This window comes from Candidatus Sulfotelmatobacter sp. (genome assembly GCA_035504415.1).
Classification (GTDB): domain Bacteria; phylum Vulcanimicrobiota; class Vulcanimicrobiia; order Vulcanimicrobiales; family Vulcanimicrobiaceae; genus Vulcanimicrobium.
The window spans coordinates 138,697-163,660 of record DATJRY010000003.1; the positions used below are offsets into that span (position 1 = coordinate 138,697).

Annotated in this window: 21 protein-coding genes and 1 tRNA gene; 10 read left to right on the plus strand and 12 right to left on the minus strand. The window is 70.0% G+C overall.

Features of this window, described 5'->3' with window-relative positions:
* Positions 1-159 precede the first annotated feature (159 nt).
* The 3 genes from VMD91_00855 (at position 160) to VMD91_00865 (ending at position 4,090) form a co-directional block, all read left to right on the plus strand.
* Entirely contained in the window at positions 160-2,532 is a 2,373-nt protein-coding gene (locus VMD91_00855) for an endonuclease MutS2 (protein HTW82596.1), read from the plus strand.
* Positions 2,529-3,725: a tyrosine--tRNA ligase gene (tyrS, locus tag VMD91_00860; GenBank protein HTW82597.1), complete on the plus strand. Its 1,197-nt coding sequence runs from the start codon at positions 2,529-2,531 to the stop codon at positions 3,723-3,725. The genes VMD91_00855 and tyrS overlap by 4 nt, the downstream gene beginning before the upstream one ends.
* Positions 3,726-3,796: 71 nt before the next feature.
* The gene (locus VMD91_00865) at positions 3,797-4,090 is read left to right on the plus strand and encodes a hypothetical protein (GenBank protein HTW82598.1); all 294 of its coding nucleotides are present in this window, start codon (positions 3,797-3,799) and stop codon (positions 4,088-4,090) included.
* A gap of 3 nt (positions 4,091-4,093) precedes the next feature.
* Here the strand turns inward: VMD91_00865 and hslO are convergent, their stop codons facing one another.
* Positions 4,094-4,975, minus strand: coding sequence for an Hsp33 family molecular chaperone HslO (gene hslO, locus VMD91_00870; protein ID HTW82599.1), 882 nt, complete (start codon positions 4,973-4,975; stop codon positions 4,094-4,096).
* A 167-nt stretch (positions 4,976-5,142) separates the two neighbouring features.
* On the opposite strand from hslO, the gene VMD91_00875 reads away from it, so the two are divergent.
* The 4 genes from VMD91_00875 to VMD91_00890 all read left to right on the plus strand — a co-directional run bounded on the left by VMD91_00875 (position 5,143) and on the right by VMD91_00890 (position 6,730).
* A complete protein-coding gene (locus tag VMD91_00875; GenBank protein HTW82600.1) occupies positions 5,143-5,457 on the plus strand; it encodes an HU family DNA-binding protein in 315 nt (104 codons plus the stop codon).
* A gap of 38 nt (positions 5,458-5,495) precedes the next feature.
* A tRNA-Pro gene (locus tag VMD91_00880) sits at positions 5,496-5,572 on the plus strand.
* An 86-nt stretch (positions 5,573-5,658) separates the two neighbouring features.
* A complete protein-coding gene (locus VMD91_00885; GenBank protein HTW82601.1) occupies positions 5,659-6,048 on the plus strand; it encodes a ribonuclease HI family protein in 390 nt (129 codons plus the stop codon).
* Positions 6,049-6,082: 34 nt separating this feature from the next.
* Complete coding sequence (locus VMD91_00890) at positions 6,083-6,730, plus strand: hypothetical protein (GenBank protein HTW82602.1); 648 nt, start codon at positions 6,083-6,085, stop codon at positions 6,728-6,730.
* Between the two features lie 7 nt (positions 6,731-6,737).
* Here VMD91_00890 and VMD91_00895 read toward each other — a convergent pair whose 3' ends face one another.
* Positions 6,738-7,055, minus strand: a complete 318-nt coding sequence (locus VMD91_00895) for a DUF3465 domain-containing protein (protein ID HTW82603.1) — start codon at positions 7,053-7,055, stop codon at positions 6,738-6,740.
* Positions 7,056-7,126: 71 nt separating this feature from the next.
* Here VMD91_00895 and VMD91_00900 point away from each other — a divergent pair, with 71 nt between their 5' ends.
* Positions 7,127-7,708: a GNAT family protein gene (locus VMD91_00900; GenBank protein ID HTW82604.1), complete on the plus strand. Its 582-nt coding sequence runs from the start codon at positions 7,127-7,129 to the stop codon at positions 7,706-7,708.
* Position 7,709: 1 nt separating this feature from the next.
* On the opposite strand, the gene VMD91_00905 is transcribed toward VMD91_00900, so the two are convergent.
* The 3 genes from VMD91_00905 to VMD91_00915 form a co-directional block, all read right to left on the minus strand.
* Complete coding sequence (locus VMD91_00905) at positions 7,710-8,435, minus strand: TetR/AcrR family transcriptional regulator (protein ID HTW82605.1); 726 nt, start codon at positions 8,433-8,435, stop codon at positions 7,710-7,712.
* 89 nt (positions 8,436-8,524) lie between these two features.
* A complete protein-coding gene (locus VMD91_00910; GenBank protein ID HTW82606.1) occupies positions 8,525-9,163 on the minus strand; it encodes a response regulator transcription factor in 639 nt (212 codons plus the stop codon).
* On the minus strand, positions 9,160-10,689 hold the full coding sequence (locus VMD91_00915; GenBank protein ID HTW82607.1) for a HAMP domain-containing sensor histidine kinase: 1,530 nt from the start codon (positions 10,687-10,689) through the stop codon (positions 9,160-9,162). Before VMD91_00915 ends, VMD91_00910 begins: the two co-directional genes overlap by 4 nt.
* Positions 10,690-10,739: 50 nt before the next feature.
* Here VMD91_00915 and VMD91_00920 point away from each other — a divergent pair, with 50 nt between their 5' ends.
* Positions 10,740-12,842: a hypothetical protein gene (locus VMD91_00920; GenBank protein HTW82608.1), complete on the plus strand. Its 2,103-nt coding sequence runs from the start codon at positions 10,740-10,742 to the stop codon at positions 12,840-12,842.
* Positions 12,843-12,845: 3 nt separating this feature from the next.
* On the opposite strand, the gene VMD91_00925 is transcribed toward VMD91_00920, so the two are convergent.
* From VMD91_00925 to kdpF, 5 genes are read right to left on the minus strand one after another with little or no spacing between them, the layout of a single operon-like run.
* Positions 12,846-13,733, minus strand: a complete 888-nt coding sequence (locus VMD91_00925) for a hypothetical protein (GenBank protein HTW82609.1) — start codon at positions 13,731-13,733, stop codon at positions 12,846-12,848.
* Positions 13,730-14,359 (minus strand): potassium-transporting ATPase subunit KdpC, encoded by a 630-nt coding sequence (gene kdpC, locus VMD91_00930; protein HTW82610.1) that lies wholly within the window; start codon positions 14,357-14,359, stop codon positions 13,730-13,732. Before kdpC ends, VMD91_00925 begins: the two co-directional genes overlap by 4 nt.
* Positions 14,356-16,407 carry a potassium-transporting ATPase subunit KdpB gene (gene kdpB, locus VMD91_00935; GenBank protein HTW82611.1) on the minus strand — a complete coding sequence of 684 codons (2,052 nt, stop codon included), beginning with the start codon at positions 16,405-16,407 and terminating at the stop codon, positions 14,356-14,358. The genes kdpC and kdpB overlap by 4 nt, the downstream gene beginning before the upstream one ends.
* On the minus strand, positions 16,407-18,107 hold the full coding sequence (gene kdpA, locus VMD91_00940) for a potassium-transporting ATPase subunit KdpA (protein HTW82612.1): 1,701 nt from the start codon (positions 18,105-18,107) through the stop codon (positions 16,407-16,409). The genes kdpB and kdpA overlap by 1 nt, the downstream gene beginning before the upstream one ends.
* Positions 18,108-18,120: 13 nt before the next feature.
* A complete protein-coding gene (kdpF, locus tag VMD91_00945; protein HTW82613.1) occupies positions 18,121-18,210 on the minus strand; it encodes a K(+)-transporting ATPase subunit F in 90 nt (29 codons plus the stop codon).
* Between the two features lie 272 nt (positions 18,211-18,482).
* On the opposite strand from kdpF, the gene VMD91_00950 reads away from it, so the two are divergent.
* On the plus strand, positions 18,483-19,832 hold the full coding sequence (locus tag VMD91_00950; protein ID HTW82614.1) for a tetratricopeptide repeat protein: 1,350 nt from the start codon (positions 18,483-18,485) through the stop codon (positions 19,830-19,832).
* On the opposite strand, the gene VMD91_00955 is transcribed toward VMD91_00950, so the two are convergent.
* Together VMD91_00955 and VMD91_00960 are read right to left on the minus strand one after the other, a co-directional pair.
* Complete coding sequence (locus VMD91_00955; GenBank protein HTW82615.1) at positions 19,829-20,689, minus strand: CheR family methyltransferase; 861 nt, start codon at positions 20,687-20,689, stop codon at positions 19,829-19,831. The two genes, VMD91_00950 and VMD91_00955, sit on opposite strands and share 4 nt — an antisense overlap.
* Before the next feature lie 29 nt (positions 20,690-20,718).
* Positions 20,719-24,948: a response regulator gene (locus tag VMD91_00960; protein ID HTW82616.1), complete on the minus strand. Its 4,230-nt coding sequence runs from the start codon at positions 24,946-24,948 to the stop codon at positions 20,719-20,721.
* Between the last annotated feature and the right edge of the window lie 16 nt (positions 24,949-24,964).

The following is a 24,964-nucleotide window of genomic DNA, read 5'->3' on the forward strand; positions in this document are numbered from 1 at the left end:
GCGATTGGCGCACGAAAACCCCCTAGGAGACAAGAGGAACGCACGCCCACCCGAAAAGGCGCGCCCGGACCGCATTCTGTACGCGGAATACAGGAGAGGGCCTGCGTCGGGCCGCCGATCTGTGGAAGCGCGCGGGTCCACGTCGAAGAGAGACTAGTGATGGAAAGCCTCCCGATCGACGAGCGCGGCCTGGACGTGCTCGATTTCGGTCGTATTCGCGAGCTATATGCCGGCCAAACGCACGGCGTGCGGGCCCAGGCGCGAGCGCTAGCGTGCATTCCGACCACCGATCGAGCGATCGTTCAGACATTGTTGGGTGAAACGACCGAGATGCGGGAGCTCGCACAAAGCGGCTACGGGCTCGAGCGCATCGACGACGTCGACGAGGCGATCGCGACCGCGGCGCGCGGCGTCGCGTTGCCGGCTCGCGAGCTGCGCGCCGTCGCCGACGCGCAGGCCGCGGCGAGCGCGGCGGTGCGCGGGCTGCGCGAGGCGGAGCTGGAGCTGCCGCTGCTGCGCGCGCGCAGCACGACGTTCCGGGCGCTCCCGCAACTCGTCAACCGCATCCACGATGCGATCGACGAGCGCGGAACCGTCCTCGACCGCGCCTCACCGGCGCTGGGTCGCATTCGCCGCGGCATCGCGCAGGCGCAAGACGACGCGCGCGATCGCGCCGCGGCGCTGGTGCGCTCGGCGCGCTACGCGGCGGCGATCCAGGACGCGATCGTCACCATCCGCGACGGCCGCTACGTCATTCCCGTCAAAGCCGAGTTCCAAGGCCAGATCCCCGGTATCGTGCACGACTCGAGCGCCAGCGGCCAGACGCTGTTCGTCGAACCGCTGGAGACCCTCGAGGCCAACAACCGCATGCGCGCGCTGCAGGCGCAAGAGCAGGCCGAGATCGCCCGCATCTTGGCGGAGCTCTCGTCACTGGTCGCACGCGAGGCCGAGCAGGCCGCGATCAACGTCGACGTCTACGTCGAGCTCGATCTGGCCGCGGCGCGCGCGCGCGTCGCCGACCGCATGAACGCCGTCGCACCCGTGCTGGCCGGCGACGCGGTCGTCGAGCTGGTCGACGGGCGACACCCGCTGCTCGGGGAGCGGGCGGTGCCGCAATCGATCCGGCTCGACGAGGAGATCCGGATGCTGATCGTCTCGGGGCCGAACATGGGCGGCAAGACGGTCACCCTCAAGCTGGTCGGGCTGGCCGTGCTGATGACGGCGTGCGGCCTGCACGTGCCGGCCGTCGCGGCGCGGATCGGCGTCTTCGCGCGCATCTGCACCGACATCGGCGACGAGCAGTCGATCGTGCAAAACGCCTCGACCTTCTCCGCGCACGTCCGGCGCTTGGCCGAGATCGTGGCCGGCGCGGACGCGCGCACCTTGGTCCTGATCGACGAGATCGGGAGCGGCACCGAACCGAACGCGGGCGCCGCGCTCGCCGTCGCGGTGCTCGAGCATCTGCTGGCCAGCGGTGCGCGCGTGCTGGCGACCACGCACGCGACCGAGCTCAAGCTGTTCGGCGCCGATCATGCGCACGTCGCCAACGCCAGCGTGCGGTTCGACCCCGAGACCTACGAGCCGACCTATCAGCTCGACGTCGGGTCGCCCGGTCAGTCGCTGGCGTTCGCGCTGGCACGCCGGATGGGCTTGGCACCGGCCGTGGTGGCGCGCGGGGAAGAGCTGCTCGGCGAACAGGAACGCCACTACGACCGCGCGCTGGCCGAGGCGGCGGAAGAGCGCACCCGCGCCACCCGCACGCGCGAGGAGCTCGAACGCGAACGCGCGCACGTGCGGACGCTGGAAGAGAACGCGCGCCGGCGCGCGGAGGCGCTCGAGCGCGAGCGACGCGAGCTGGCGGCGCAAGCCGACGCGAAGCTGGCGGCCGCGTTACGAACGTTCACCGCCGAGCTGGAACGGCGCGCCGCCGCCGGCGGCGAGCGAGGCGTTCGCGCGCCGCGCGTGACCAGCGGGCAGGCCGACCTGTTGGCGCGCACGCTCGACCAGATGCACCGCGAGCTCGGCCTCGAGGCGCAGCCGAGCGCGCCACGGGCCGGCGAGAGGGCCGTGCCGGTCGGGGTCGGCGACCGGGTCCACGTCGTCTCCTGGGACCAGGACGGGACCGTCCTCGAGGACCTGGGCGAGAGCGCTTTGGTGCAGATCGGCGCGATGCGCATGACCGTCCCCAAGCGCGACCTGCGCCCGCGCGGTGGCCCGGCGCCGGCCCGGGAACGCCGCGCCGAAGGCGGCGCCGCGACGCTGGCCGCCGCCACCGGCGCGCAGACCGAGCTGGACGTGCGCGGCAAACGATTCGTCGAGGCCGAGCCGCTGGTCGATCGTTGGATCGACGATGCCATCATGGTCGGGCACTCCCCGCTGCGGCTGATCCACGGCAAGGGGACCGGTCTGCTCGGGAAAGGCCTGCAGGAGTACCTGCGCGCCCATCCCTTCGTTCAAAACGTCCGCTACGGAAACGCCGACGAGGGAGGCGGGGGCGTGACGATCTTCGAATTGCGCGCGCCGTCCGCATGAACACGAAGACGCCGCGCGAGCGCGCGGAATGGCTGACCGACGGGTGCGATCACGTCGAGACGCTCGACGAGCTCACCGCGCGCATCGCGCGCGGAAAGCCGCTGCGCGTCTACCTCGGCCTCGACCCCACCTCGCCCGACTTGCACATCGGCCACGCCGTCGTGCTGCGGCTGTTGCAGCGCTTCGTCGAAGACGGTCACGACGTGATCTTGCTGATCGGCGACTTCACCGCGCGCATCGGCGATCCCAGCGGCCGCAACGCGCTGCGCCCGCCGCTGAGCGACGAGCAGATCGACGCCAACATGCGCACCTACGCGGCGCAGGCCGGCAAGGTGCTCGACATGAGCAAGGTGACGCTGCGCTACAACAGCGAGTGGCTCTCGAAGCTGACCTTCACCGAGATCCACAAGCTGCTCTCGTTGACGACCGTCGCGCAGATGCTCGAGCGCAACGACTTCAAGCTGCGCTATGAGAGCGGCGTCCCGATCGCGCTGCACGAGTTCGTCTACCCGGTCGCGGTCGCGTACGATTCGGTCGCGATGAACGTCGACGTGGAGCTGGGCGGTTCCGATCAGCTCTTCAACTTGCTGATCAGCCGGCCGTACCAGGTCCACGCCGGACAGGACCCCGAAATCTGCATCACGGTCCCGCTGCTCGAGGGAATCGACGGCGAGAAGAAGATGTCGAAGTCGCTGGGCAACCACATCGGCTTGACCGATCCGCCCAACGAGATGTTCGGCAAGACGATGCGCATCCCGGACCAGCTCTTGCCGCGCTACGCGCGGCTCGCCGCGTGGTGGCCGGGCGAGCGGGTCGAGGCGCTGCGGGTGGGCTTGGCGGCCGGGACGGCCGTGCCCATGGACGAGAAAAAGCATATCGCCGAAGACCTCGTGGCGCTGTATCATGGACCCGACGCCGCCCGAGCGGCGCGCGAGTGGTTCGAGCGGACGATCCAGCGCGGGGAGATTCCGGCCGAGATGCCCGAGCTGCGGCGCGACGGCCGGGAAAAGGTCACCGACCTGCTCCTCGCGGCGGCCTTCGCCGATTCCAAGCGCGCGGCGCAACGGCTGATCGCCGAAGGCGGGGTCCGGATCGACGGGACGGTCGTCACCGACCCGGCCGCCCGCTGGACGGCTCGGGCACCGGCGGTCCTGCAGGTCGGCTCCCGCAAGTTCGTCCGCGTTCTCCCCTAGTGGCTCCGGCTGCGCCGAGGCCGTCGCGTTCGGGCTTCGCCCGAACCGCAATCCAAAAGAGGTACGACCACATGGCGACTCACCACACCGCAGGTCCCGCTCCGGCGATCACCTATACCCCGTCCGAGACGGTGGCCGGCCCGACGTTCACCTGCCCGCGGTGCGATCGCGTCTATCCGTATCCGGTCGACCACGGCGCGCCGGTCCGGTGCGAGTGCGGCTGGTGGTACACGAACCTGGGTCACGGCCGCATCATCGAGGAGTTCCGCCCCCGCATCGGCGGCGCCCAGACCGCCGGCCCCGAAGCCGCCGCCGAGACGGCCGCCGAGTTCACGGCCGACCACGGCCGGGGCCTGGGCCACTAGCGCTCAGCCGAGGCGCTCCGCGAGCGCCTCGACGTCCTGGGCGCTGAGCACGTACCGCTCGCCGCAGAAATCGCAGGTCGCCTCGGTGGCGGCCTGCTCGCGCGCCAGCTTCGCCAGCTCGTCCTTGCCCAGCCCCAGCAGCGCCGTCTCGACCTTCGCCCGCGTGCACTGGCAGTCGTACGCGACCGACTGACCGCCGTAGACCTTGAGGTCGAGCGCGCCGGCGACCGCGTGCAGCAACGCGTCGGGATCGGCGCCGTCGACGATCTGCGTCGTCACCGGCGGCATCGCCGCGGCGGCGCGCTCGAGCGCGCCGATCGTCGCCTCGTCGGCGCCCGGCAGCACCTGCGCGATCACGCCGCCCGCGGCGCGGATACCGGCCGGATCGGCCAGCACGCCCAGCGCGACGACACTCGGTATTTGTTCGGAGTTCGCCAAGTAGGCGGCGACGTCGTCGCCGATCTCACCGCTGACGAGCGGCACGATGCCGCTGTACGGCTGGCCGATCTCGAACGACTTGGTCACCTGCAAGCTGCCGCCGCCGACGACGGCCGCCACGTCGAACTTCCCGCGCGCGTTGAGCGGCAGGTCGGCATGGGCGTTGCGCGCGTACGCGCGCGCCGCGATCGCGTCCGGGCCGGCGCGCCACGCGTCGGCCGTCAGCGAGCCGATCGGGCCGTCGCCGACGACCTGTAAGGTCAGCCGTTCGCGGCCCTGGAGCGACGCGCCGAGCAGCGCCGCCGCGGTGACCAGGCGGCCGACGGCCGCGCTGGCCGTGGGGGCCAAGTCGTGGCGGTGGCGCGTGTCGCGCACGAGCGCGGTGGTGACGCCCGACACGAGGGAAACCGTCCCGCGCGCGGCGGAAGCGGTGACGATACGATCCATTCTCTTACGATAACCGTTCGCGGCTTTTCGCCGTTGCGGCGCCCTTTTTTCTCGATTGCGGCCAAAGGGAGCCGGACGCGCGCACGCGTATCTCTTTTGCCGAGCGAGCGGTGCCGCCACGTTTGGTAACCGTTCGGTACGACGTTCTCATCGAGGTGCAAACTAACGTGACCAAAGCCGACATCGTCGACTCTCTGGCGAACGAGCACGAGCTCTCCAAGCGGCAGGCCGGCGAGATCGTCGATCTGATCCTGGACGAGATCACCGGTGCGCTCAAGCAGGGCGACAAGGTCCAGCTCATCCCCTTCGGCAGCTTCGTGGTGCGCGAGCGGAAGGCGCGCGTGGGGCGCAATCCGCAGACCGGCGACACGATCAAGATCGCCGCGCGCCGGGTGCCGGCGTTCTCGCCCGGCAAGGGCCTCAAGGATGCCGTCGGCGGCGCCAAGCGCGCCGCGAAGAAGGCCGGCGGCCGGAAGAAGTAAAACCCCGTATCTTCGCGCGCGGGTCGGCGCGAGGAGACCGGGCAGTGGCGCAGCTTGGTAGCGCATCAGTCTGGGGGACTGGGGGTCGCAGGTTCAAATCCTGTCTGCCCGACCAACACGACGAGGCCCCGCGGCACACCCGCGGGGCTTCGTCTCGTCCGGCACAGCACACGAAGGAGCGCCGTTCAAATCAAAGCGACCTTGTACGCCGATGGCGGCTCGCGCGGCAACCCGGGACCGGCGGCTTCGGGCGCGGTGCTCTACGACGAGCGCGGCGAGGTGCTCGAGGAGATCGGCGTCTTCCTGGGCGTGACGACCAACAACGTCGCCGAGTGGACGGCGCTGCTGGCCGGCCTCAAGGCGGCGCTTGCTCGCGGCGTCGACGACATCACCGTCCGCATGGACAGCGAGCTGGTCGTCAAGCAACTCTCGGGCGCCTACCGAGTAAAGCATCCCGGGCTGATCCCGCTGCATGCCGAGGCCAAGGCGCTGCTGCGCCGGTTCGCGCACGCCGAGGTCGGGCACGTGCGGCGCAAGGACAACGCGGCGGCCGACGCCGTCGTCAACCAGGTCCTCGACGCCCACCGCTGACACCCCCGCGCCCAGCCGCACGTTGTAGAGAAAGATGCGCCGTTTCCCCGTCACCTGGCTGATCCTGATCGTCGTCGTCGTGGGCGCCGTCGTCGGCTGGCGCATCTTCTTTCCGCTCGAGTCGGCACGCTACGCCTCGGTGCAGCAGGTGCGGCACGAACGGTCGATCTTTCACGTCAGCGAGACGATCGCGCACGCGAAGGGTCCGCTCGCGCGCGAGGTCTGGCGGCTCGACAACGTCGACGGGAGATCCAGCGCCAGCTACAGCGCGGAGAACCGCGCCGGGACGCGCGTGGCGAAGTTCACCACGCCGGTCACCGGCTACGACGTGACGTTCGCGTTCGAAGCGCTGGTGCGCGACGGCGTGTGGCAGTTGACGAACCGGCCCTATCGCGGCAACACCGACAACGTCTACACGGTCTCGGTCGAGCAGCGCATCGGCGACCGCGGCGGATCGCGCACGTTCAGCTTCACCGATCCGCACTACCTCGCGACGACCGCCGGACGCCAATACGAGATCCATCTCGACAAGAACAAGCCGGTGCCGGACCTCTTGACGCTGCAGTCGACGTCGACGGCCGATCCGCGCTATCAGAAGGTGGTCGACGACTTCGCCTCGTTCGGGCCGCCCGGCTTCCGCCAAACGGTCGCCACCGCGCGCAAGAAGCTGCTGGCCTCATAGCCGCCGCTCACGCGTAGCGGCGGCCGTTCAGCTCGACGTAGCCGCCGACGTGCGTTCCCCATGGGTCGTGATGGGTGAAATGGACGATCGGCGGTTGGCCGCGGTCGGGCACGAGCTCGCCTTGCACGACGACGTGGTCGCCCGGCGCGACCGGGACCCGCGGCGCGATCGTCACGTTGTCGATCACGCGAAAGCGCGTGCCGTCCGCGCCGCGGCAGTCGAACTGCTCGTGCTCCATGCGCGAATGCTTGCCGAAGAAGAAGCGGGGCGGCGTGAGCACCGTCCCGGCGTAGCGGACTTCCATCAGCACCTCCGCCGTCCTCATCACGCGCGCGGGTCCCGATGACGAGGAGGCACGCGCGCCGAGCGCGCCGTAGCCGAACCCGTGAGGCGGCGATGAGGACCCTGCGGACCGCGCGGCTGACCCTGGCCCCGGCCGAGGCGCAGAATGCGCGCGAGTTGTGGGAGGTGCTCAACGCGCCGGATCTGCGCAAGTTCCAGGACATTCCGCGCGTGCGCGCCGAGGAGTTCGAGCGCCAGGTCCGAGCGCGCCCGAAGGCGCTGCGCGCGAGCGCGAGCGGGCGCTTCGAATGGATCGTGCGCGCGGGCGAGCCGCCGGTCGCCGTCGGGTGGGTCTCGCTGCGGGTCAACGACCGCTCCCCGCGGGTCGGCGAGGTCGGCTACAGTCTGGTGCGCGAAGCGCGCGGATTCGGCTACGCCAGCGAGGCGTTGGGCGCGGTGGTCGACGAGGGCTTCAGCGCCGGCGAGTTGGACGAGATCCAGGCCTGCATCGTGCCGGACAACGTCGCCTCACGCGCCGTGCTCGACCGGACCGGCTTCCGCGAGGAACGGCTGCTGCGCGGCGGCGCCGTCATCCGCGGGCGCCACGTCGACGTGCTCTTGTTCACGCTGCCGCGCGGCCTCTGGGACCGTGCGCGCCGCGAAGCGTTCACGGTCTCCGAGGCCAACGGCGGCTGAGCTAACCCAGCCCGCAGAGGTCGATGGCGAGCCCGACCAACCCGTCGAGCGTCCCGTCGGCGACGTTCCCCTCGATCGCGGCGTCCCGGGCCAAGGCCACCACGATCGCGACCAGCGCGTACGCGGCGAAGCGGGCCGAGGACAGGGTCGCGATCCCGGAGTGCTGCAGCGCCTCGAGGTAGTGGGCCACGTCGTCGACGGCCGCGTCGACCGCCTTGGAGCGGGCTTTGGCGACGGTCTCGTCGGCGTTCGAGAAGACGTACCACGCGCGCACCAGGCCGCGGTGGCTCAGGGCGTCGGCGGCGACGTCGCGGATCCAGGCCGCCACGCGTTCGCGCTCCAGCCCGCGGTCGACCGGCGGGGCGGCGAAACGGGTCGTCACGTCGCCCAGCGTCGGACCGCGACGCAGGATCGCCTCGCGGACCGCGTGCGAGCGGTCGGCGAAGTAGCGGTAGAACGTGCCGTACGCGACCCCCGCCTCGCGGGCGATCGTGCCGGCCGAGAGCGACTCGGCGTCGCGGTCGGCCAGCAAGCGGGTCACCGCGTCCAACAAGCGATCCCGGGAGCTGGGTCGCGGCGGGCGCGCCGGCAGGCCGGCGTCGGCGGGGTCGACGCGGCCGAGGTACGTCCAGCGGCCGCGCACGCGCCGGGTCACCGGGTCACGGAAGCTCTCGACGCGGTATCGATACGCCCGCCCGCTGACGCGCTTGATCACCTCGTAGGCCATCGCAGGGCCTCCTTCCAACAATGCTGGCAATTCTCTTAGACACGCGGTACGCCGCCTTCTTGCATTGGCAGGGAGGGTTGCCCGAGATTTTACGAGAGCAGGCCCCTGCGGAAGGCTGTCACGGCGGCATGAGCCCGGTCTGAGGCGGACAGCTTCTCGAGGATGTCCCGGACATGGCCCTTGACCGTCCCCAGGCCGAGGTGCAGCCGTTCGGCGATCTCGGCGTTGCCCACGCCGTCGGCGATCAGCCGGAGCACGTCGAGCTCGCGCGGCGTCAGCGGCGAGCTGGTCGCCGGCACCGCCTGCGGGCTGAACCGTCGCAGGACGACGTGCGCGATGCGTGGGTCGAAGTACGCGCCGCCGGCGGCGACGGCGCGCGCCGCGTCGACGACGATGGCGGCGTCGGACGATTTGACGCAGTACGCGTCGGCGCCCGCGGCCAGCGCGGCCAAGACTTCATCGTCGAGCTCGTGCATCGTCACGACGACGACGCCGACCGGATGCGCGCCGGCTTTGACGTCGCGCGTGACGTCGAGTCCGTCCTTGCCGGGCAGGCCGATGTCGACGATCGCGACGTCGGGGAGCTCGCGCAGAATGGCCGCTTCACCGGCGATTCCGTCGCCGGCTTCGGCGACGACGTCGAAGCCGGCCGCTTCGAGCGCGGCGCGCAAACCGGCGCGCGTCAGCGCGTGGTCTTCGACCAGGACCACGCGCACCGCCGCGCTCACGCCTGCACCGGGAGCGCGATGGTGAAGATGCTTCCGTGCGGCGTGCGCGGTTGGTAGAAAGCGTTGCCGTTCGACTCTTCGGCGACGCGCCGCACGATGTAGAGTCCCAGCCCCGAGCCCGCGCCGCGCCGGTTCTGTCCGCCGGCGAAGCGTTCGAACAGCGTCGCGCGCGCGTCGGGTGCCACCCCCGGACCGTCGTCGGCGACGGCGATCTCGACCGTCTTCCCGCTCCCGTGCACGCCGACGTCGACGATGCCGCCGCCCGGCGTGTGCTCGAGCGCGTTGGCGATCAGGTTCGTGACCGCGCGGCGCAGGTCGCCGCGGTCGCCCGCCACCTGCACGCCGTCGCGCGCGTCGACGTGCAGCGCGACCGCGCGCGCGGCCGCGATCGGTGCCAGCTCGCCGGTCACCTCGCGCACGAGGCCGCCGACGTCGATGCGTTCGCGGCGCGGCGTACGCTCGCCCGACTCGAAGCGCGCCACCAGCAGCAGCGTCTCGGCCAAGCGCTGCAGCTCGTCGGTCGCGACCAGACTGCGGTCCAGGATCTCGCCGTATTGCGGCGGCATCGGCCCATAGAGTCCCTCCTTCGCTTGGCGGAACGTGAGGCCGAGCGCCGAGAGCGGCGTGCGCAGATCGTGCGAGAGCGCGTACACCAGATCGCGAATGACGCCGCTGCGTTCGGCCAACGCTTCGTTGCGCTCGGCGAGCTGCGCGAACAGACGCGCTTGGCCCAGCGCCGCGGTCGCGCTGCGCGCGTAGGCGCGCGCCAGCGTGCGCGCGTTCTCGTCGAACGCGTCGGCGGTCCACGCGTCGACTAGCAGCACGCCCAGCGCCGTGCCGCGGTCGGCCAGCGGGATCGCCATCGCCGCGCCCGCGCCGATGTCGTCGAGCACCAGTCCGCCGACCGGATCGCCGTGGGCGACGACCAGCACGTCGTCGAGGTCGAGCGCGCGCCGCGCCAGCGAGCTCAGACCCGGCCCGGCGCCCTCGGCGACGACGACGTCGTCGCCGTCCCGCTGCGCGAACAGCACCGGGCCGCGATCGGCCGGCAGCCAGCGCGCGTGCTCGGCGTCGAACAGCGCGGGCGCTTCACGCACGACCGCGCGCGCGACCAGGTCGTACGAGAGCGAGCTGCGCAGACGGTCGACCGCGGCGCCGAGCTGCCCTTCGCGTCGCGCCCGCGCCTCTTGCGCCGCCAGCCGTCCGAACGTTCGCGCGCGTTCTTGCAGCGTCGTGCCGAGCCAGCCGACCAGCACGATCGAGAGCGCCGCCAAGAAGCGGTCGCCGACGCCGATCGGATCGAAGTGACCGGCCTGCACGCCGTTGATCCAGGCGGCCACCACGTTCGCGATCAGCGCGACGACGACCAGCGAGGTCGTCAAGGCGCGGCTACCCGCGAACGCGGAGAGCACGATCGGGATGTTCAACAGGATCGCGACGACGAGCGTCTGCGGCGTCTTGGCGTCGAGCACGAACGCGACGGCCAGCATCGCGAACGAGAGGACCGGAATCCAGCGTGCGCGCACGCCGACGCGTTCGGGGGCGGACGTGGCCGCCCTGCGCCGAAGCAGGCGGAGTGGAACGCCCGAGCGCGCAGTCGCTGCTCGTCGAGCTGGGCCTGGGCCCCCGCCTGACGATCTACCTCGGCAGCGCTCCAGGGGCGGGCAAGACGCATCGCCTGCTCAGCGACGCGATCGGCCAGATGCGTGCCGGGCGGCGCGTCGCGATCGGTTGGGTCGAGACCAAGCACCGGCCGGACCTGGACGCGCTGGCCGCGCGCGTCCCGCGCATCCCGCCGCGCCGGTTCGGCACCTTCGAGGACTTCGATTTCGAAGCCGCCGTCGCGAGCGACGCCGAGACGATCGTGCTCGACGAGCTGGCGCACGCGAATCCGGAGGGCGCGACGCACGCCAAACGCTGGCAAGACGCACTGGCGCTGCGCGACGCGGGCAAGTCGGTGCTGGGCGCGTTCAACGTGCAGCACCTCGATTCGGTCGCGCCGGTCGCCGAACGAATCCTCGGCTACCCGATTCGCGAGATCGTGCCGCTCTCGTTCCTGCGCAGCGCCGATACCGTCATCGCGCTCGACGTCTCGCCGCAGATCCTCGAGTCGCGGCTGCGCAGCGGACAGATCGTGCGCGCCGAGGACATCGATCGCGCCAGCTTCGGCGCGTTCAAGCCGCAGAACCTCGAGATGCTGCGCGAGCTGCTGCTGCGCACCGTCGATCAGCTGACCGTGCCGGTCAGCGCGCCGGCGCAGTCGTCGGTCGAGTTCGCGGCCGTCGTGCCGGGGATCGACTACGAGTCGTACCTGCGCCGGATGGCCGGACTGGCCGACGCGCTCGACCTCGCGCTCGAAACGGCCGCCGTCGGGCCGGTCGACGCGGACGCCTACCTGGAGGCGCGACTCGCCGTCGAAGCCGGCCGCATCGACGCGCCGCCCGCGTTCGTCGAACGGGGTGACCTGCGCGAGATCCGGGCCGCGCTGATCACGGTTCCGGCGGGCGAGTTCGCGAGCAAGCTGCTCGCCAAGCCCAGCGATCGCGACGTCTACGTCGCCGATCCCACGCGCCCGCCGATCGTGCGCGGCCCCGACGGCGCGCGCCACCCGTACGGCCACGTCGTCGGCGACCGGCTCAAGCTCGGCTACGGCAAGCTGACGATCTTCCTGGGCTCGGTGGCCGGCAGCGGCAAGACCTATGCCATGCTCGACCGCGCGCACGCGCTGTTGGCGGAAGGCGTCGACGTCGTCGCGGCGCTGGTCGAGACGCACGGCCGCGTCGAGACGGCCGCCAAGCTGGAAGGGATTCCGCGCATGCCGCGGCTGCCCAACGGCGAGCTCGATCGCGAGACGCTGCTGGAGCGGCGTCCACAGGTGGCGCTCATCGACGAGCTGGCGCACACGAACGCCGCCGGCAGCCCCTACGCCAAGCGCTACGACGACGTCATCAACGTGCTGCGGGCCGGCATCTCGGTGATGACCACGCTCAACGTGCAGCACCTCGAGGGGCTCGGCGACGCGGTCGAGCGGATCACCGGGACGCGCGTGCGCGAGACGGTCCCGGACGCCATCCTCGAAGTGGCCGACGAGCTGATCGTCGTCGACGTCGCGCCGGACGTCATCCGCCAGCGGTTGCGCGAGGGCAAGATCTATCCCGCCGAGCGGGTCGACACCGCCTTGGCGAACTTCTTCAAGACCGATCATCTGGCGGCGCTGCGCGAGCTGACCGTGCGCGAGGTGCTGCACGCGCGCTCGACGCGGCGCCACGTACGGCCATTCTCGCGGATCGTGCTGGGCGTCGCGCCGCGCGCGCGCGACGTCGCGCTGATCGAGCGGATGGGCCGGCTCTCGCGCCGGCTCGACGTCGACCTCCGCGTGATCACCGTGCTGCGGCCCGGGGAGGACGAACCGCAGGCCGTGCTCGACGCTTTGTTACACGCGACGCGCGCCGCCCGGGGGAGCTTTCTGGCCGATCGCGCCGTCGACGCGGCGGCGCGCTTGGTCGAGATCGCCGGCGCGACCGACGCGTTGGCGGTCGAGGCGCCGCGTCACGCGCGGCGCCTCTTCGATCGGCGCAGCTCGTTCGTCCAGCGCCTCTTGCGCGCCGGCGCGAAGGAGCTCTTCGCGCTGATCCCGCGTGACGCCGTCACCGCGGCGACGCCGCGCGACGGCGACTGACGGTCAGAACTCGTAGCTGAAGCCGGCGCCGACGTAGTGCCGGCTGACCGACGGCAGACCCGGTGCGACGACGATCGCGTCGGCATGGCCCCAGTTGAGGTCGAGCTGCGCGTTGCCGACGTCCTTGCTGACGCCGGCGTCGAGCCAGGTGTGCGTCGGCGTCCCCGGCCCCTCGCCGTGCGACTGCGCGTACACCTCACCGAACAGGTTCCACGAGGCGGGCATCGCCGCGCTCAGGACCAGCGAGGGAATCGTCGAGGCGTAGTGCTGCGGCCCGGCCGGCGCGGGTGCCGCCAGCTCCGACTGCTGCACGCCGCCGGCCAGGCCGAACACCTTGCCGATCTGCCAGGCGAACTGCGCGTTGTAGTTCTGCGTCATCGCGGTCGCGCTGCCCAGCTCGAACGGGTTGGTCAGCGGGTTCGTCCCGGTCACGACCGTCGTCGAAGCGCTCACGCCGAACGCGACGTTCTGATACGACGCGATCTGCCATTTGGCACCGACGCCCGCGTCGCCGGTCGCCGAGGTGCCGTCAGCGCGGTACGCGGTGGGCGGGAGGAGCTGCAGCTCGACGTCTTTGATCGGCGTGCCGAAGCGCAGCGCGGCGTTGGGGACGCTTTGATCGGTGTAGGCCCCGGCCCCGCCGACGACCGTTTGGCTCTGGAAGCCGGTCTCGATCTCGACGTGTCCCTTGGGGACGACGCACACCGAGTTCGTCTGCGTCGGGCGGCTCACGAGTGCGCTCAGGCCGCCGCTGGTGCAGTAGTCGCTCGGTGGGGCCGGCGTCGCCGAGGGGACGGGGCTCGGGGCATTCGGCGGGATCGTTTGGGCAGCGACGATCGGTGGCAGCGCCGCGAGCAGCGCTGCCGTCAGGATCGGGGAGAGGCGGTTCACTGTGCGGGAGATGCTCCTTGCGCGTCCAGCGCGCGATTGAGATCGAAGACGTTGACGCGCGGTTCGCCCAGAATGCCGAGCTGGCGCGGCGTGACGTGCTGCGCGACGAGCGCGCGCACGGAGGCCGCCGACATCCCGCGCGCCTTGGCCACGCGCGGTACTTGGTAGTAGGCGGCTTCGGGCGAGATGTCGGGATCGATGCCGCTGGCGCTGCTGGTGACCAGATCCGGCGGAATCGGTCCGGTCGCGTCCGGGTTCGCCTTGCGCAACGCGGCGATGGTGGACTTGGTGGCGTCGATCAGCTTCTTCGAGGTCGGGCCGTAGTTCGTTCCGCCGGTCTGCGTCGGGTCGTATCCTTTGCCGGCCGCGGACGGCCGCGGCTGGAAGTAGCCGGGCTTTGTGAAGTTCTGCCCGACCAGCTCGGAACCGATCACGGCGCCGCCGGGACCCGTCACGAGCGAGCCGTTCGCCTGATGGGGGAACAGGACGCTCGCGATGCCCCAGATGACCACCGGGTAGATCAGGCCGAACGCGACGATCGTGACGACGGTGTAGAGCACCGAGGTGACGAGATGGCGCAGGGTGCTCTCGCGCGCCGACGGCGTGGGTGTGGTCGTGGTGGTCATGAGTGGGCTCCGGTCAAGTGCAACGCGACGAGGATCAGGTCGATGAGCTTGATCCCGACGAACGGGACGACGATCCCGCCCAAGCCGTAGATCAAGACGTTCTCGCGCAGCACCGCGTTGGCGCCGCGCGGGCGGTAGCGCACGCCGCGCAAGGCGAGCGGGATCAGCGCGATGATGATCACCGCGTTGAAGATGACCGCCGAGAGGATCGCGCTCTGCGGCGTCGCGAGCCGCATCACGTTGAGCGCGTCCATCTCCGGGTAGGCGACCGAGAACATCGCCGGCAGGATGGCGAAGTACTTGGCGACGTCGTTGGCGATCGAGAACGTCGTCAGCGCGCCGCGCGTCATCAGCAGCTGCTTGCCGACCTCGACGACCTCGATCAGCTTGGTCGGATCGGAATCGAGGTCGACCATGTTGCCGGCCTCTTTAGCCGCCTGCGTGCCGCTGTTCATCGCCAGCCCGACGTCCGCTTGCGCCAGCGCCGGCGCGTCGTTGGTGCCGTCGCCGGTCATCGCGACGAGCCGGCCCGCGGCCTGCTCGCGCTTGATCAGCGCCATCTTGGTCTCGGGCGTGGCCTCGGCGAGGAAGTCCTCGACGCCGGCCTCGCGCGCGATCGCGCTGGCGGTCAGCGGGTTGTCGCCGGTGATCATGACGGTGCGGATGCCCATCGCGCGCAGCCGGTCGAAGCGCTCGCGCATGTTCGGCTTGAGCACGTCGCGCAGATAGATGGCGCCGAGCACGCGGTTCTCGTCGGCCAGCAGCAGCGGCGTGCCGCCCGCGCGCGCGATCCGTTCGACGTCGCCGGCCAGCGGCTGCGCCGCCGTCCCGCCCGACGTCTCACCGACCCAGGCGCGTACCGCGTCGGGCGCGCCCTTGCGCAGCCGGCGGCCGCCGGTGTAGTCGACGCCGCTCATGCGCGTGTAGGCGCTGAACGGAACGATCGTCGCGTCGGCGGGCAGCTTTCCGTCACCGGCCTCGACGTGCGGCGCCGCGAGCGTCACGATCGAGCGCCCTTCGGGCGTCTCGTCGGCCAGCGAAGCGAAGTACGCCGCGCGGTACGCCGATCCGAGGTCGACGCCGGGCGCCGGGATGATCTCGGTCGCCTGACGGTTGCCCAGCGTGATTGTGCCGGTTTTGTCGAGCAGCAGCGTGTCGACGTCGCCGGCGGCTTCGACGGCCCGGCCGCTGGTCGCCAGCACGTTGCGCTGCAGCACGCGGTCCATCCCCGCGATGCCGATCGCCGAGAGCAGACCGCCGATGGTGGTCGGAATCAGGCAGACCAGCAGCGCGATCAGGACGACGACGCTCGGGACGGTCCCCGCGTAGAGCGAGAACGGCGCCAGCGTGGCGACCGCGATCAAGAAGATGATCGTCAGGCCCGAGAGCAGGATCGAGAGCGCGATCTCGTTGGGCGTCTTCTGGCGCTGCGCGCCCTCGACCAGCGCGATCATGCGGTCGAGGAACGACTCGCCCGGGTTCGCGCTGACCTGGAAGACGATGCGGTCGGAGAGCACGCGCGTGCCGCCGGTGACCGAGCTGCGGTCGCCGCCCGCTTCGCGGATGACCGGCGCGGACTCGCCGGTGATCGCCGACTCGTCGACGGTCGCCGCGCCTTGCACGATCTCGCCGTCGGTGGCGATGACGTCGCCGGCCTCGGCGACGACACGGTCGCCGCGGCGCAGGGTGGAGGAGACGACGCGCTCTTCGCGGCCGTCGACCAGCCGCCGTGCATAGGTGTCGGACTTGGTGCGCCGCAGGAACTCGGCTTGCGCCTTGCCGCGCCCTTCGGCGACCGCTTCGGCGAAGTTCGCGAACAGCACGGTGAACCACAGCCACAGCGAGATGACGATGTCGAAGCCGGCCGTTCCCGCGCGCGCGTCGCGCAGCGCGTAGAACAGCGTGACCAAGGCGCCCACCTCGACGATGAACATCACCGGATTGCGGACCTGCGTGCGCGGGTCGAGCTTCACGAACGAGTCGCGGATCGCCGGCAGGATGATCTGCCGGTCGAACAGCGAGCGCTGGCGAGGAGTGACGGATACCATCAGAAGAGCTTCCCTTTGAGGGTCAACAGGTGTTCGACGATCGGTCCCAGCGCGTCGGCCGGGAAGAACGTCAGCGCGCCGACGATCAGGATCGTGCCGATCAGCAGCACGACGAAGATCGGCGAGGTGGTGGTGAACGTGCCGGCGGTCGGGGGGATCGATTTCTTCGCGGCCAGCGCGCCGCCCAAGGCGAGCACCGGCACGATCTCGGCCAACCGGCCGAAGAGCATCGAGATGCCCATCGAGACGTCCCAGTACGTGTTGCCGCCCAGGCCCGCGAACGCGCTGCCGTTGTTGTTGACGCCCGACGTATAGGCGTAGAGGAGCTCGCTGAAGCCGTGCGGCCCGCTGTTGTTCAGCGTCGCCAGACCCGCCGGCAGCACCGCCGCGATCGAGGCGGGAATCAGCGAGAAGGCCGGCACGACCAGCACGGCGAGGATCGCCAGCTGCACTTCGCGCCGTTCGATCTTCTTGCCGATGAGCTCCGGCGTGCGCCCGACCATCAGGCCGGCGATGAAGACCGTCAGGACCACGAATTCGAGCATGCCGTACAAGCCGCTGCCGACGCCGCCGAAGACGACTTCGCCGAGCTGCATGTTGACCAGCGGCACCAGGCCGCCGAGCGCGGTGAACGAGTCGTGCATCGCGTTGACCGCGCCGCACGACGTCGCCGTCGTGACGGTTGCCCACAGCGCCGACGCGGCGATGCCGAAGCGCGTTTCCTTGCCTTCGTAGTTGCCGCCGGCGATCCCGAGCTGGTGGAAGATCGGGTTGCCGGCCGCCTCGGCGGCATAGCAGACGACGCTGCCGACCACCAGCAGGATGCCCATCGCGGCGAAGATCGCCCAGCCTTGGCGCTGGTTCTTCACGTAGCGTCCGTAGGTGTAGGTGAGCGCGCCGCCGATGACCAGGATCAAGAACAGCTCGAACAGATCGCTGAAGCCGGTCGGGTTCTCCCATGGCGAGGCGGAGTTCGCGTTGACGAAGCCGCCGCCGTTGGTGCCCAGCTCCTTGATCGACTCCATCGAGGCCATCGGGCCCTGGGGAATCGACTGCGCGGCGCCTTCGAGCGTCTTCACGGCCGTGTAGTCGTGGAAGTTCTGCGGCACGCCTTGCCACGCCAGCACGAGCGCGCCGACGAACGCGATCGGCAGCAGCACGTAGAGGATCGATCGGGTGAGGTCGACCCAGAAGTTGCCCAGCGCGTTGGCGTTGACGCGCGAGACGCCGCGGATCAGTGCGATCGCGACCGCGATGCCCGCGCCCGCCGACACGAACATGTGCCATGCCAGTCCCGCCATCTGGCTCAGATAGCTCATCGTCGACTCGCCGGAATAGAACTGCCAGTTGGTGTTCGTCATGAACGAGACGGCGGTGCTCCAGGCCAAATCGGGAGCCAGGTTGCCGAAGTGCTGCGGGTTGAGCGGCAAGAACGCCTGCGTGCGCAGCAGCGCGTACAGGTAGGCGAGGCCGACCAAGCTGAACGCGAGCAGCGAGAAGGCGTACCCCTTCCAGCCCATCTCACGGGTCGGATCGATCCGGCACAGGCGGTAGAAGCCGCGTTCGATCGGGCCCATCACCGGCGAGAGCCACGTGCGGCCGCCTTCGAAGACGGTGAACATGTACGCGCCCAGCGGCCGCACGCACAGCCACACGAGCACGAAGAGAAGAATGGCTTGCAGCCATCCGATGAGGGTCATGTCGGCGATCCGTTCAGAAGCGTTCCGGACGCAGCATCGCGTACGCGAGATAGACGAGCCCGGCGACGGACAACAGCAGTCCGAGCCCCAAATCGAGCGTCATAGGCGTCCGCAGCCGATCACATAGCGGTCGAGCAGCCAGAAGCACACCGCGCTGAGCACGATAAGCCCGGCCTCGAGGACCAGAGGGTTCATGGCACGATCCTAGTCCCGCCCCGCTCGCGGCGGAAGCCGCCGATCGGATGATCCGAACGGCCGGGGTCGGCGCGGGACCCGGCGCGAAGCCCGCCCGTCATGGCCGGTCAACCCTCGGAGCGAGCCCTCGCCGCGAAGCTACAGGAGGTCGAAGCGCAGCTCCGCGCCGGGCGCGGAACCGTGGCGACGCGGGTGCAGCGGGCGCAGCTGCTCGACCGGCTCGGCCGCAGCGACGAGGCCGCCAACGCGTACGCGGACGTGCTGGCGCGCGAGCCCGACCACTTCGGCGCACTGAACGATCTGGCGCTGCTGCTCTACCGGACCGGCCGCCGCGGCGACGCGCTGATGCTGTTCGCCGACGCCGTGCAGCGTCACCCCGGCAACGCGGTCGCGCACGCCAACTTCGGCTTCGTGCTGCTCAAGGGCGGCGATCTCGAGCGCGCGCGCGCCTCGTACGAGTCCGCCGTGCGGCTCGACCCTGGCAACGTCGAGGCGCAGCGCGGCTTGGCGACCGTGCGCGCGCAGCTCGGCGAGGTGGTCGCCGCGGCCGGCGCGGGCACCTCGCTCGTCACCGTCCCGTTCACCGGCAACGGCACGCCGGTCAGCGTGCTGCTGCTGGTCACCCTGGGTGCCGGCAACGTCGCCGCCGAACGGTTTCTCGACCCGCGCGTGTTCGCGACGACCAAACTGACCGTCGAGCTGCACGAGGGGGCGCTGCCCGCGCACGAGGTCGTCTTCAACGCGATCGGCGACGCCGACAGCGCCGGCCCGGCGCTGGCACGGGCGAGCGCACTCCTCGACGGTGACCGCGCGCCGCTGATCAACCCGCCGGCCGACGTCGCGCTGACGACGCGGGCCGGCAACGCCGACCGGCTGAGCGGCCTGCCCGGCGTGCGCACGGCGCGCACGGCGCTGGTCCCGCGCGCCGAGCTGACGGGTCCCGACGGCGCGGCGGCGCTCGAGCGGCGCGGTTTCGTGTTTCCGCTGCTGCTGCGCAGCCCCGGCTTTCACACCGGGCAGCACTTCGAGTACGTCGCGGCTGGGCGCGAGCTGGCGGTCGCGGCCGGCGCGCTGCCGGGCGAGGTGCTGCTGGCGATCGAGTACGTCGACACGCGCGAGCCCGGCGGGAGCTACGCGAAGTACCGCGCCATGCTCGTCGACGGGCACCTCTTCCCGCTGCACCTGGCGATCGGGCGGCAGTGGAAGGTCCACTACTTCAGCGCCGAGATGGCCGAGCGGCCCGACTATCGCGAGCGCGAGCAGCGCTACCTCGACGACATGGCCGGGACGCTCGGTCCGGCGGCGACCAACGCGCTGGCGAGCGTCGGAGCCGCGCTGGCACTGGACTACGCCGGGATCGACTTCGGCTTCACGCCGAGCGGCGAGCTGGTCGTGTTCGAAGCCAACGCGACGATGGTCGTCGTGCCGCCGGCCGCCGACGAGCGCTGGGAATATCGCCGCGCCGCGATCGCGCGCGTCGGCGACGCGGTGCGCGGCATGCTGATCGGCCGCGCGGCGCTGCCGCGCTAACGAACGCGGCGGTAGAACTGGTCGGCGGGATCGACCTGTTCGTAGGCGCGTTGGTGCGGCGTGTAGCGCAGCGTCTCTTTGGCGCCGATCCCGAGGTAGCCGAGCCGGACCAGGCTCTCGTAGACGACTTGGTGCGCGCGGTAGACCAGCGTGCGGTTGAAGTGGCTGAAGACGTTGCGTGCGACGACCAGGTGGAACTCGTTGAACGAGCCGTCGGTGACCAGGTTGTGCTGGGCGAAGACCATCTGCTGGCGCAGCGTCGGCTTGAAGCGCGCGACACCCTCGCCGATGTCGACGTAATCGGAAAACTGTCGGCTTCCGCCGGCCTCGACGTACCGGCTCGCGAACTCGTCGAGCAGGTCCAGCGGGAAGGCCCCTTCCTTCGCGCGCTCGACGCTGCCCTCGCTGGCCTCGGTCACGTAGATGCGCACGCGGTGCGCGAGGTCCGCCTCGCGCAGGATGATCGCCAAACCGTACGCGTCCTCGCCCGAGCCGATCACCCAGAGCCGCACGTGCGGGAAGGTGCGCAGGCGCGGCAGCACCCGTTCGCGGAAGGCGGCGAAGAAGGCCGGCTCGCGGAACGGGGAGCCCGCGTTGTGGGTAAGCGCTTCGATCAGCCGTTGCAACACGGCCGGCTCGTGGAGGACGCGTTCGAGGAGCCCGGTCGTCGAGCGCGCTCCTTCGGCACGCACGCGTTCGGAGATGCGCCGCTTGATCGTCGCCGGAGCGTAGTCGCGGAAATCGAACCCGCATACGCGGTACACCCCTTCGAGCAAGAGGTTCAGTTCGAGATCCGCGATGGCCGGTGAAGTCGGTGTCGGCGCCGCGGCGCCGGATGCCCCGACCTTAGCGGACAAAGCGTCCACGCTTTGACCGATAAAGTCTATCATGCCGTGACGTTCAGCCAGACGCGGATGAGGGCCACGAGCTGATCGATGTCGACGGGCTTGGAGATGTACTCCGAGGCGCCGGCCGCGAGGCACTGCTCGCGGTCGCCCTTCATCGCCTTGGCGGTCAGGGCGATGATCGGCAAGTTGCGCCACTGGTCGCGCGAGCGGATGCGGCGGATCGTCTCGTAACCGTCCATCTCCGGCATCATGATGTCCATCAGGACGACGTCGATTTCCGGATGCGTGCGCATCAGCTCGATGGCCTCCAGGCCGGATTCCGCCGAGAGGACGTTGATCTTGTACTCTTCGAGCGAGCTGCGCAGCGCGTAGATGTTGCGCACGTCGTCGTCGGTGATCAGGATCGTGCGTCCTTCGAGCGAGGCGTTGGCGACCGCGATCCCCACCGGGCGTTTGACGTCCGGCAAGCGCGCTTCGACCTGGTTGAGGAAGTAGCTGGTCTCGTCGATCAGCCGCTCGGGCGACATCGCGTCCTTCACGATGACGGACTCGGAGAGCCGGCGCAGCGCCGCCTCTTCCTGCTCGGTCAGCTCGCGCCCGGTGTAGACGATGACCGGGACGCGCACGTGCGCGGGATGCTGCTTGACCCGCTCGATCAGATCGAGGCCGGACATGTCCGGCAGCCCCAGGTCGACGATCACGCAGTCGAACTTCGCCTCGTCGAGAGCGCGCAAGGCCTGCGTCGCGGTTGAGACGGCGGTGACCGTCACCTCGCCGGTTTGGATGAGATTGGCCATCGCCGAGAGCTGCGTGACGTCGTCCTCGACGACCAGCACGTTGCGGGTCGCCGCGTCGGCGAAGCCGAGCAGGTTGTCGAAGGCCTGGGTCAGCGCGTCCTCGCTGGCCGGTTTCTTGAGGTGCGCGAACGCGCCGGAGTCGAGCGCTTTTTGCCACTGCTCTTCACCGGAGATCACGTGCACCGGAATCGCTTTGGTCGCCGGATCGCGCTTGAGCTGATCCAGCAGCGCCCACCCGTCGACGTCGGGCAGGCCGATGTCGAGCGTGATCGCGTCGGGGACGAACTGGCGCGCCAGCGTCAGACCTTCGGCCCCGGTGCGCGCCGTGAGGCCCTTGAAGCCGCGGTCGCGCGCCAGGCCGACCAGGATGCGCGCGAAGGTCGCGTCGTCCTCGATGATCAGCGCGACGCGGTCGTGCGGCCTGACGTTCTCGCGGTCGTCGTCGACCGGGTCGAGCACCGGCGGCGGGGTGAGCGTACGGACCGGCGCCACCGAAACGGCCGGGCTCTCGATCCGGCGAGCCGGCGGCAGCGGCGGCAGCTCGATGGTCGAGGTGCCGCGCGTCGTCCGCTCGAGCGGATGATAGAAGGTGAACGTCGAGCCGGATCCCGCCTCGGACTCGACCGTCATGTCGCCGCCCAACAGGCCCGCGATCTCACGCGAGATCGCCAGGCCCAAACCGGTGCCGCCGTACTTGCGCGCGGTCGACATGTCGGCTTGCTGGAAGGCTTCGAAGATGACGTTGTGCTTGTCGGTCGGGATCCCAATCCCGGTATCGCTGACCGCGAAGGCCACGAACTGCGCGGGGTGACCGTCGATGGTGCGATCGATGCGGTGCAGCACCAGATCGACCGAACCGTGCGCGGTGAACTTGAACGCGTTGGAGAGCAGGTTCTTGAGGATCTGCATCAGGCGCGTCTGGTCGGTCTCGAGCGTCTCGGGGACGTCCGAGTCGACCTGGATCTGGAAGCGCAGCCCGCGCTCCTGCGCGACGCCGCGGAAGGTGCGTTCGACGTCGTCGCAGATGTCGCTGATCCGCTGCTCCGCGATGTCGACCGAGGTCGTTCCCGACTCGATCTTCGAGAGGTCGAGGATGTCGTTGATCAGCGTGAGCAGATCGGTGCCGGCGCGCCGGATCGTCTGCGCCATCTCGACCTGTTTGCCGGTCAGGTTCGCGTCGCGGTTGTCGCTCAGCTGCTTGGAGAGGATGAGCAGCGAGTTGAGCGGCGTGCGCAGCTCGTGCGACATGTTGGCCAGGAACTGCGATTTGTACTTCGAGGTCAGCGCGAGCTGTTCGGCCTTTTGCTCGAGGGCGCGTCGCGCTTCTTCGATCTCGCGGGTACGCTTCTCGACCTCTTCGTTCTGCTCGGCCAAGAGGCGCGCTTTCTCTTCGAGCTCCTCGTTGGTCTGCTGCAGCTCTTCTTGCTGCGACTGCAGCTCGGCGGTCAGCGACTGCGACTGCTTGAGCAGTTCCTCGGTGCGCATCGTCGCGGCGATCGTGTTGAGCACGATACCGATCGACTGGGTCAGCTGGTCGAGGAAGAGCAAGTGGTTGTCGCTGAAGGCCTCGAACGACGCCAGCTCGATGACGGCTTTGATGTCGCCTTCGAACAGCACCGGCAGGGCGACCACGTTGAGCGGCGTCGCGCTGCCCGTGCCCGAGGTGACGGTCAGGTAATCGCCGGGCGCGTTGGTGATGAGGACGCGGTTCTTCTCGGCGACGCACTGGCCGACGATCCCCTCGCCGGGGGCGAACTGCAGCGCGCCTTTGCGGCGCGGCGCGGCGTAGCCGGCCGTGTACCGCAAGAGCGGCGTCTCGTCGATCGGCTCGTTGAGGTAGAAGATGCCCAGCTGCGCGTTCACCAGCGGGGCCAGCTCGGTCATGATCAGCTTGGCGACCGTCTTGATGTCCTTCTGGCCTTGCAGCATCCCGGTGAAGCGGGCGATGTTGCTCTTGAGCCAGTCCTGCTCGCGGTTCTTGCGCGTCGTGTCGCGCAAGTTGCGGATCATCTCGTTGACGTTCTCGGTCAGCTGACCGACCTCGCCCTGCGCCCCGACCTCGATCGTGCGCGAGAGATCGCCCTTGGTGACCGCCGTCGCGACCTCGCCGATCGCGCGGATCTGCGAGGTCAGCTGCGCGGCGAGCTGGTTGACCGAGTCGGTCAGGTCGCGCCACAGACCGGCGGCGCCGGGAACCTCGGCTTGTCCGCCGAGCTTGCCTTCGAAGCCGACTTCGCGCGCGACGGAGGTGACCTGGTCGGCGAAGATCGCCAGCGTGTCGATCATGCCGTTGATCGTGTCGGCCAGCTCGGCGATCTCGCCCTTGGCGTCGAGCACGAGCTTGCGCTGCAGGTCGCCGTTCGCGACCGAGGTGACGACCTTGGCGATGCCGCGCACCTGGTTCGTCAGGTTGCCGGCCATCCGGTTCACCGAGTCGGTGAGGTCCTTCCAGGTACCGGCGACGCCGGGGACGGCGGCCTGACCGCCGAGGATCCCTTCGCTGCCGACCTCGCGCGCCACGCGCGTCACCTCGCCGGCGAACGCGTTGAGCTGGTCGACCATCGTGTTGATGGTGTCTTTGAGCTCGAGCATCTCGCCGCGGACGTCGACGGTGACCTTCTTCGAGAGGTCGCCGTTGGCGACGGCGGTGGTGACCTTGGCGATGTTGCGGACCTGGTTGGTGAGGTTCGCCGCCATCGAGTTGACCGAGTCGGTGAGGTCCTTCCAGGTGCCGCTGACGCCTTGCACCTGCGCCTGACCGCCGAGCGTTCCTTCGGAGCCGACCTCGCGCGCGACGCGCGTCACTTCGCCGGCGAAGGCGTTGAGTTGGTCGACCATCGTGTTGACGGTGCCCTTGAGCTCGAGGATCTCGCCGCGCGCGTCGACGGTGATCTTCTTGGAGAGGTCGCCGCGCGCGACGGCGGTCGTCACGTCGGCGATGTTGCGGACCTGCGCGGTCAGCGAGGAGGCCATCGAGTTGACGGAGTCCGTCAAGTCTTTCCAGGTGCCGCCGACGCCCGGCACGATGGCCTGGCCGCCGAGCTTGCCGTCGGTGCCGACTTCGCGCGCGACGCGCGTCACCTCGGCGGCGAACGCGTTGAGCTGGTCGACCATCGTGTTGACGGTCGCCTTGAGCTCGAGCATCTCGCCCTTGACGTCGACGGCAATCTTACGCGAGAGGTCGCCGCGGGCCACGGCCGTCGTCACTTCGGCGATGTTGCGGACCTGCGCGGTGAGGTTGCCGGCCATCGAGTTCACCGAATCGGTAAGGTCCTTCCAGGTTCCGGCGACGCCAGGCACGTTGGCCTGGCCGCCGAGCTTGCCGTCGGTGCCGACCTCGCGGGCCACGCGGGTCACTTCGCCGGCGAAGGCATTGAGCTGATCGACCAGGGTGTTGATGGTGTCCTTCAGCTCGAGAATTTCGCCTTTCACATCGACCGTGATTTTGCGGGACAAATCGCCGCGGGCCACGGCGGTGGCGACTTCG

What these genes read in the sequence shown, in the direction of transcription:
- VMD91_00855 (HTW82596.1), top strand. Translation starts at nt 160, where the DNA reads ATGGAAAGCCTCCCGATCGACGAGCGCGGCCTGGACGTGCTCGATTTC.
- tyrS (HTW82597.1), top strand. Translation starts at nt 2,529, where the DNA reads ATGAACACGAAGACGCCGCGCGAGCGCGCGGAATGGCTGACCGACGGG.
- VMD91_00865 (HTW82598.1), top strand. Translation starts at nt 3,797, where the DNA reads ATGGCGACTCACCACACCGCAGGTCCCGCTCCGGCGATCACCTATACC.
- hslO (HTW82599.1), bottom strand. Translation starts at nt 4,975, where the DNA reads ATGGATCGTATCGTCACCGCTTCCGCCGCGCGCGGGACGGTTTCCCTC.
- VMD91_00890 (HTW82602.1), top strand. Translation starts at nt 6,083, where the DNA reads ATGCGCCGTTTCCCCGTCACCTGGCTGATCCTGATCGTCGTCGTCGTG.
- VMD91_00895 (HTW82603.1), bottom strand. Translation starts at nt 7,055, where the DNA reads ATGAGGACGGCGGAGGTGCTGATGGAAGTCCGCTACGCCGGGACGGTG.
- VMD91_00900 (HTW82604.1), top strand. Translation starts at nt 7,127, where the DNA reads ATGAGGACCCTGCGGACCGCGCGGCTGACCCTGGCCCCGGCCGAGGCG.
- VMD91_00905 (HTW82605.1), bottom strand. Translation starts at nt 8,435, where the DNA reads ATGGCCTACGAGGTGATCAAGCGCGTCAGCGGGCGGGCGTATCGATAC.
- kdpC (HTW82610.1), bottom strand. Translation starts at nt 14,359, where the DNA reads ATGACCACCACGACCACACCCACGCCGTCGGCGCGCGAGAGCACCCTG.
- kdpB (HTW82611.1), bottom strand. Translation starts at nt 16,407, where the DNA reads ATGGTATCCGTCACTCCTCGCCAGCGCTCGCTGTTCGACCGGCAGATC.
- kdpA (HTW82612.1), bottom strand. Translation starts at nt 18,107, where the DNA reads ATGACCCTCATCGGATGGCTGCAAGCCATTCTTCTCTTCGTGCTCGTG.
- kdpF (HTW82613.1), bottom strand. Translation starts at nt 18,210, where the DNA reads ATGACGCTCGATTTGGGGCTCGGACTGCTGTTGTCCGTCGCCGGGCTC.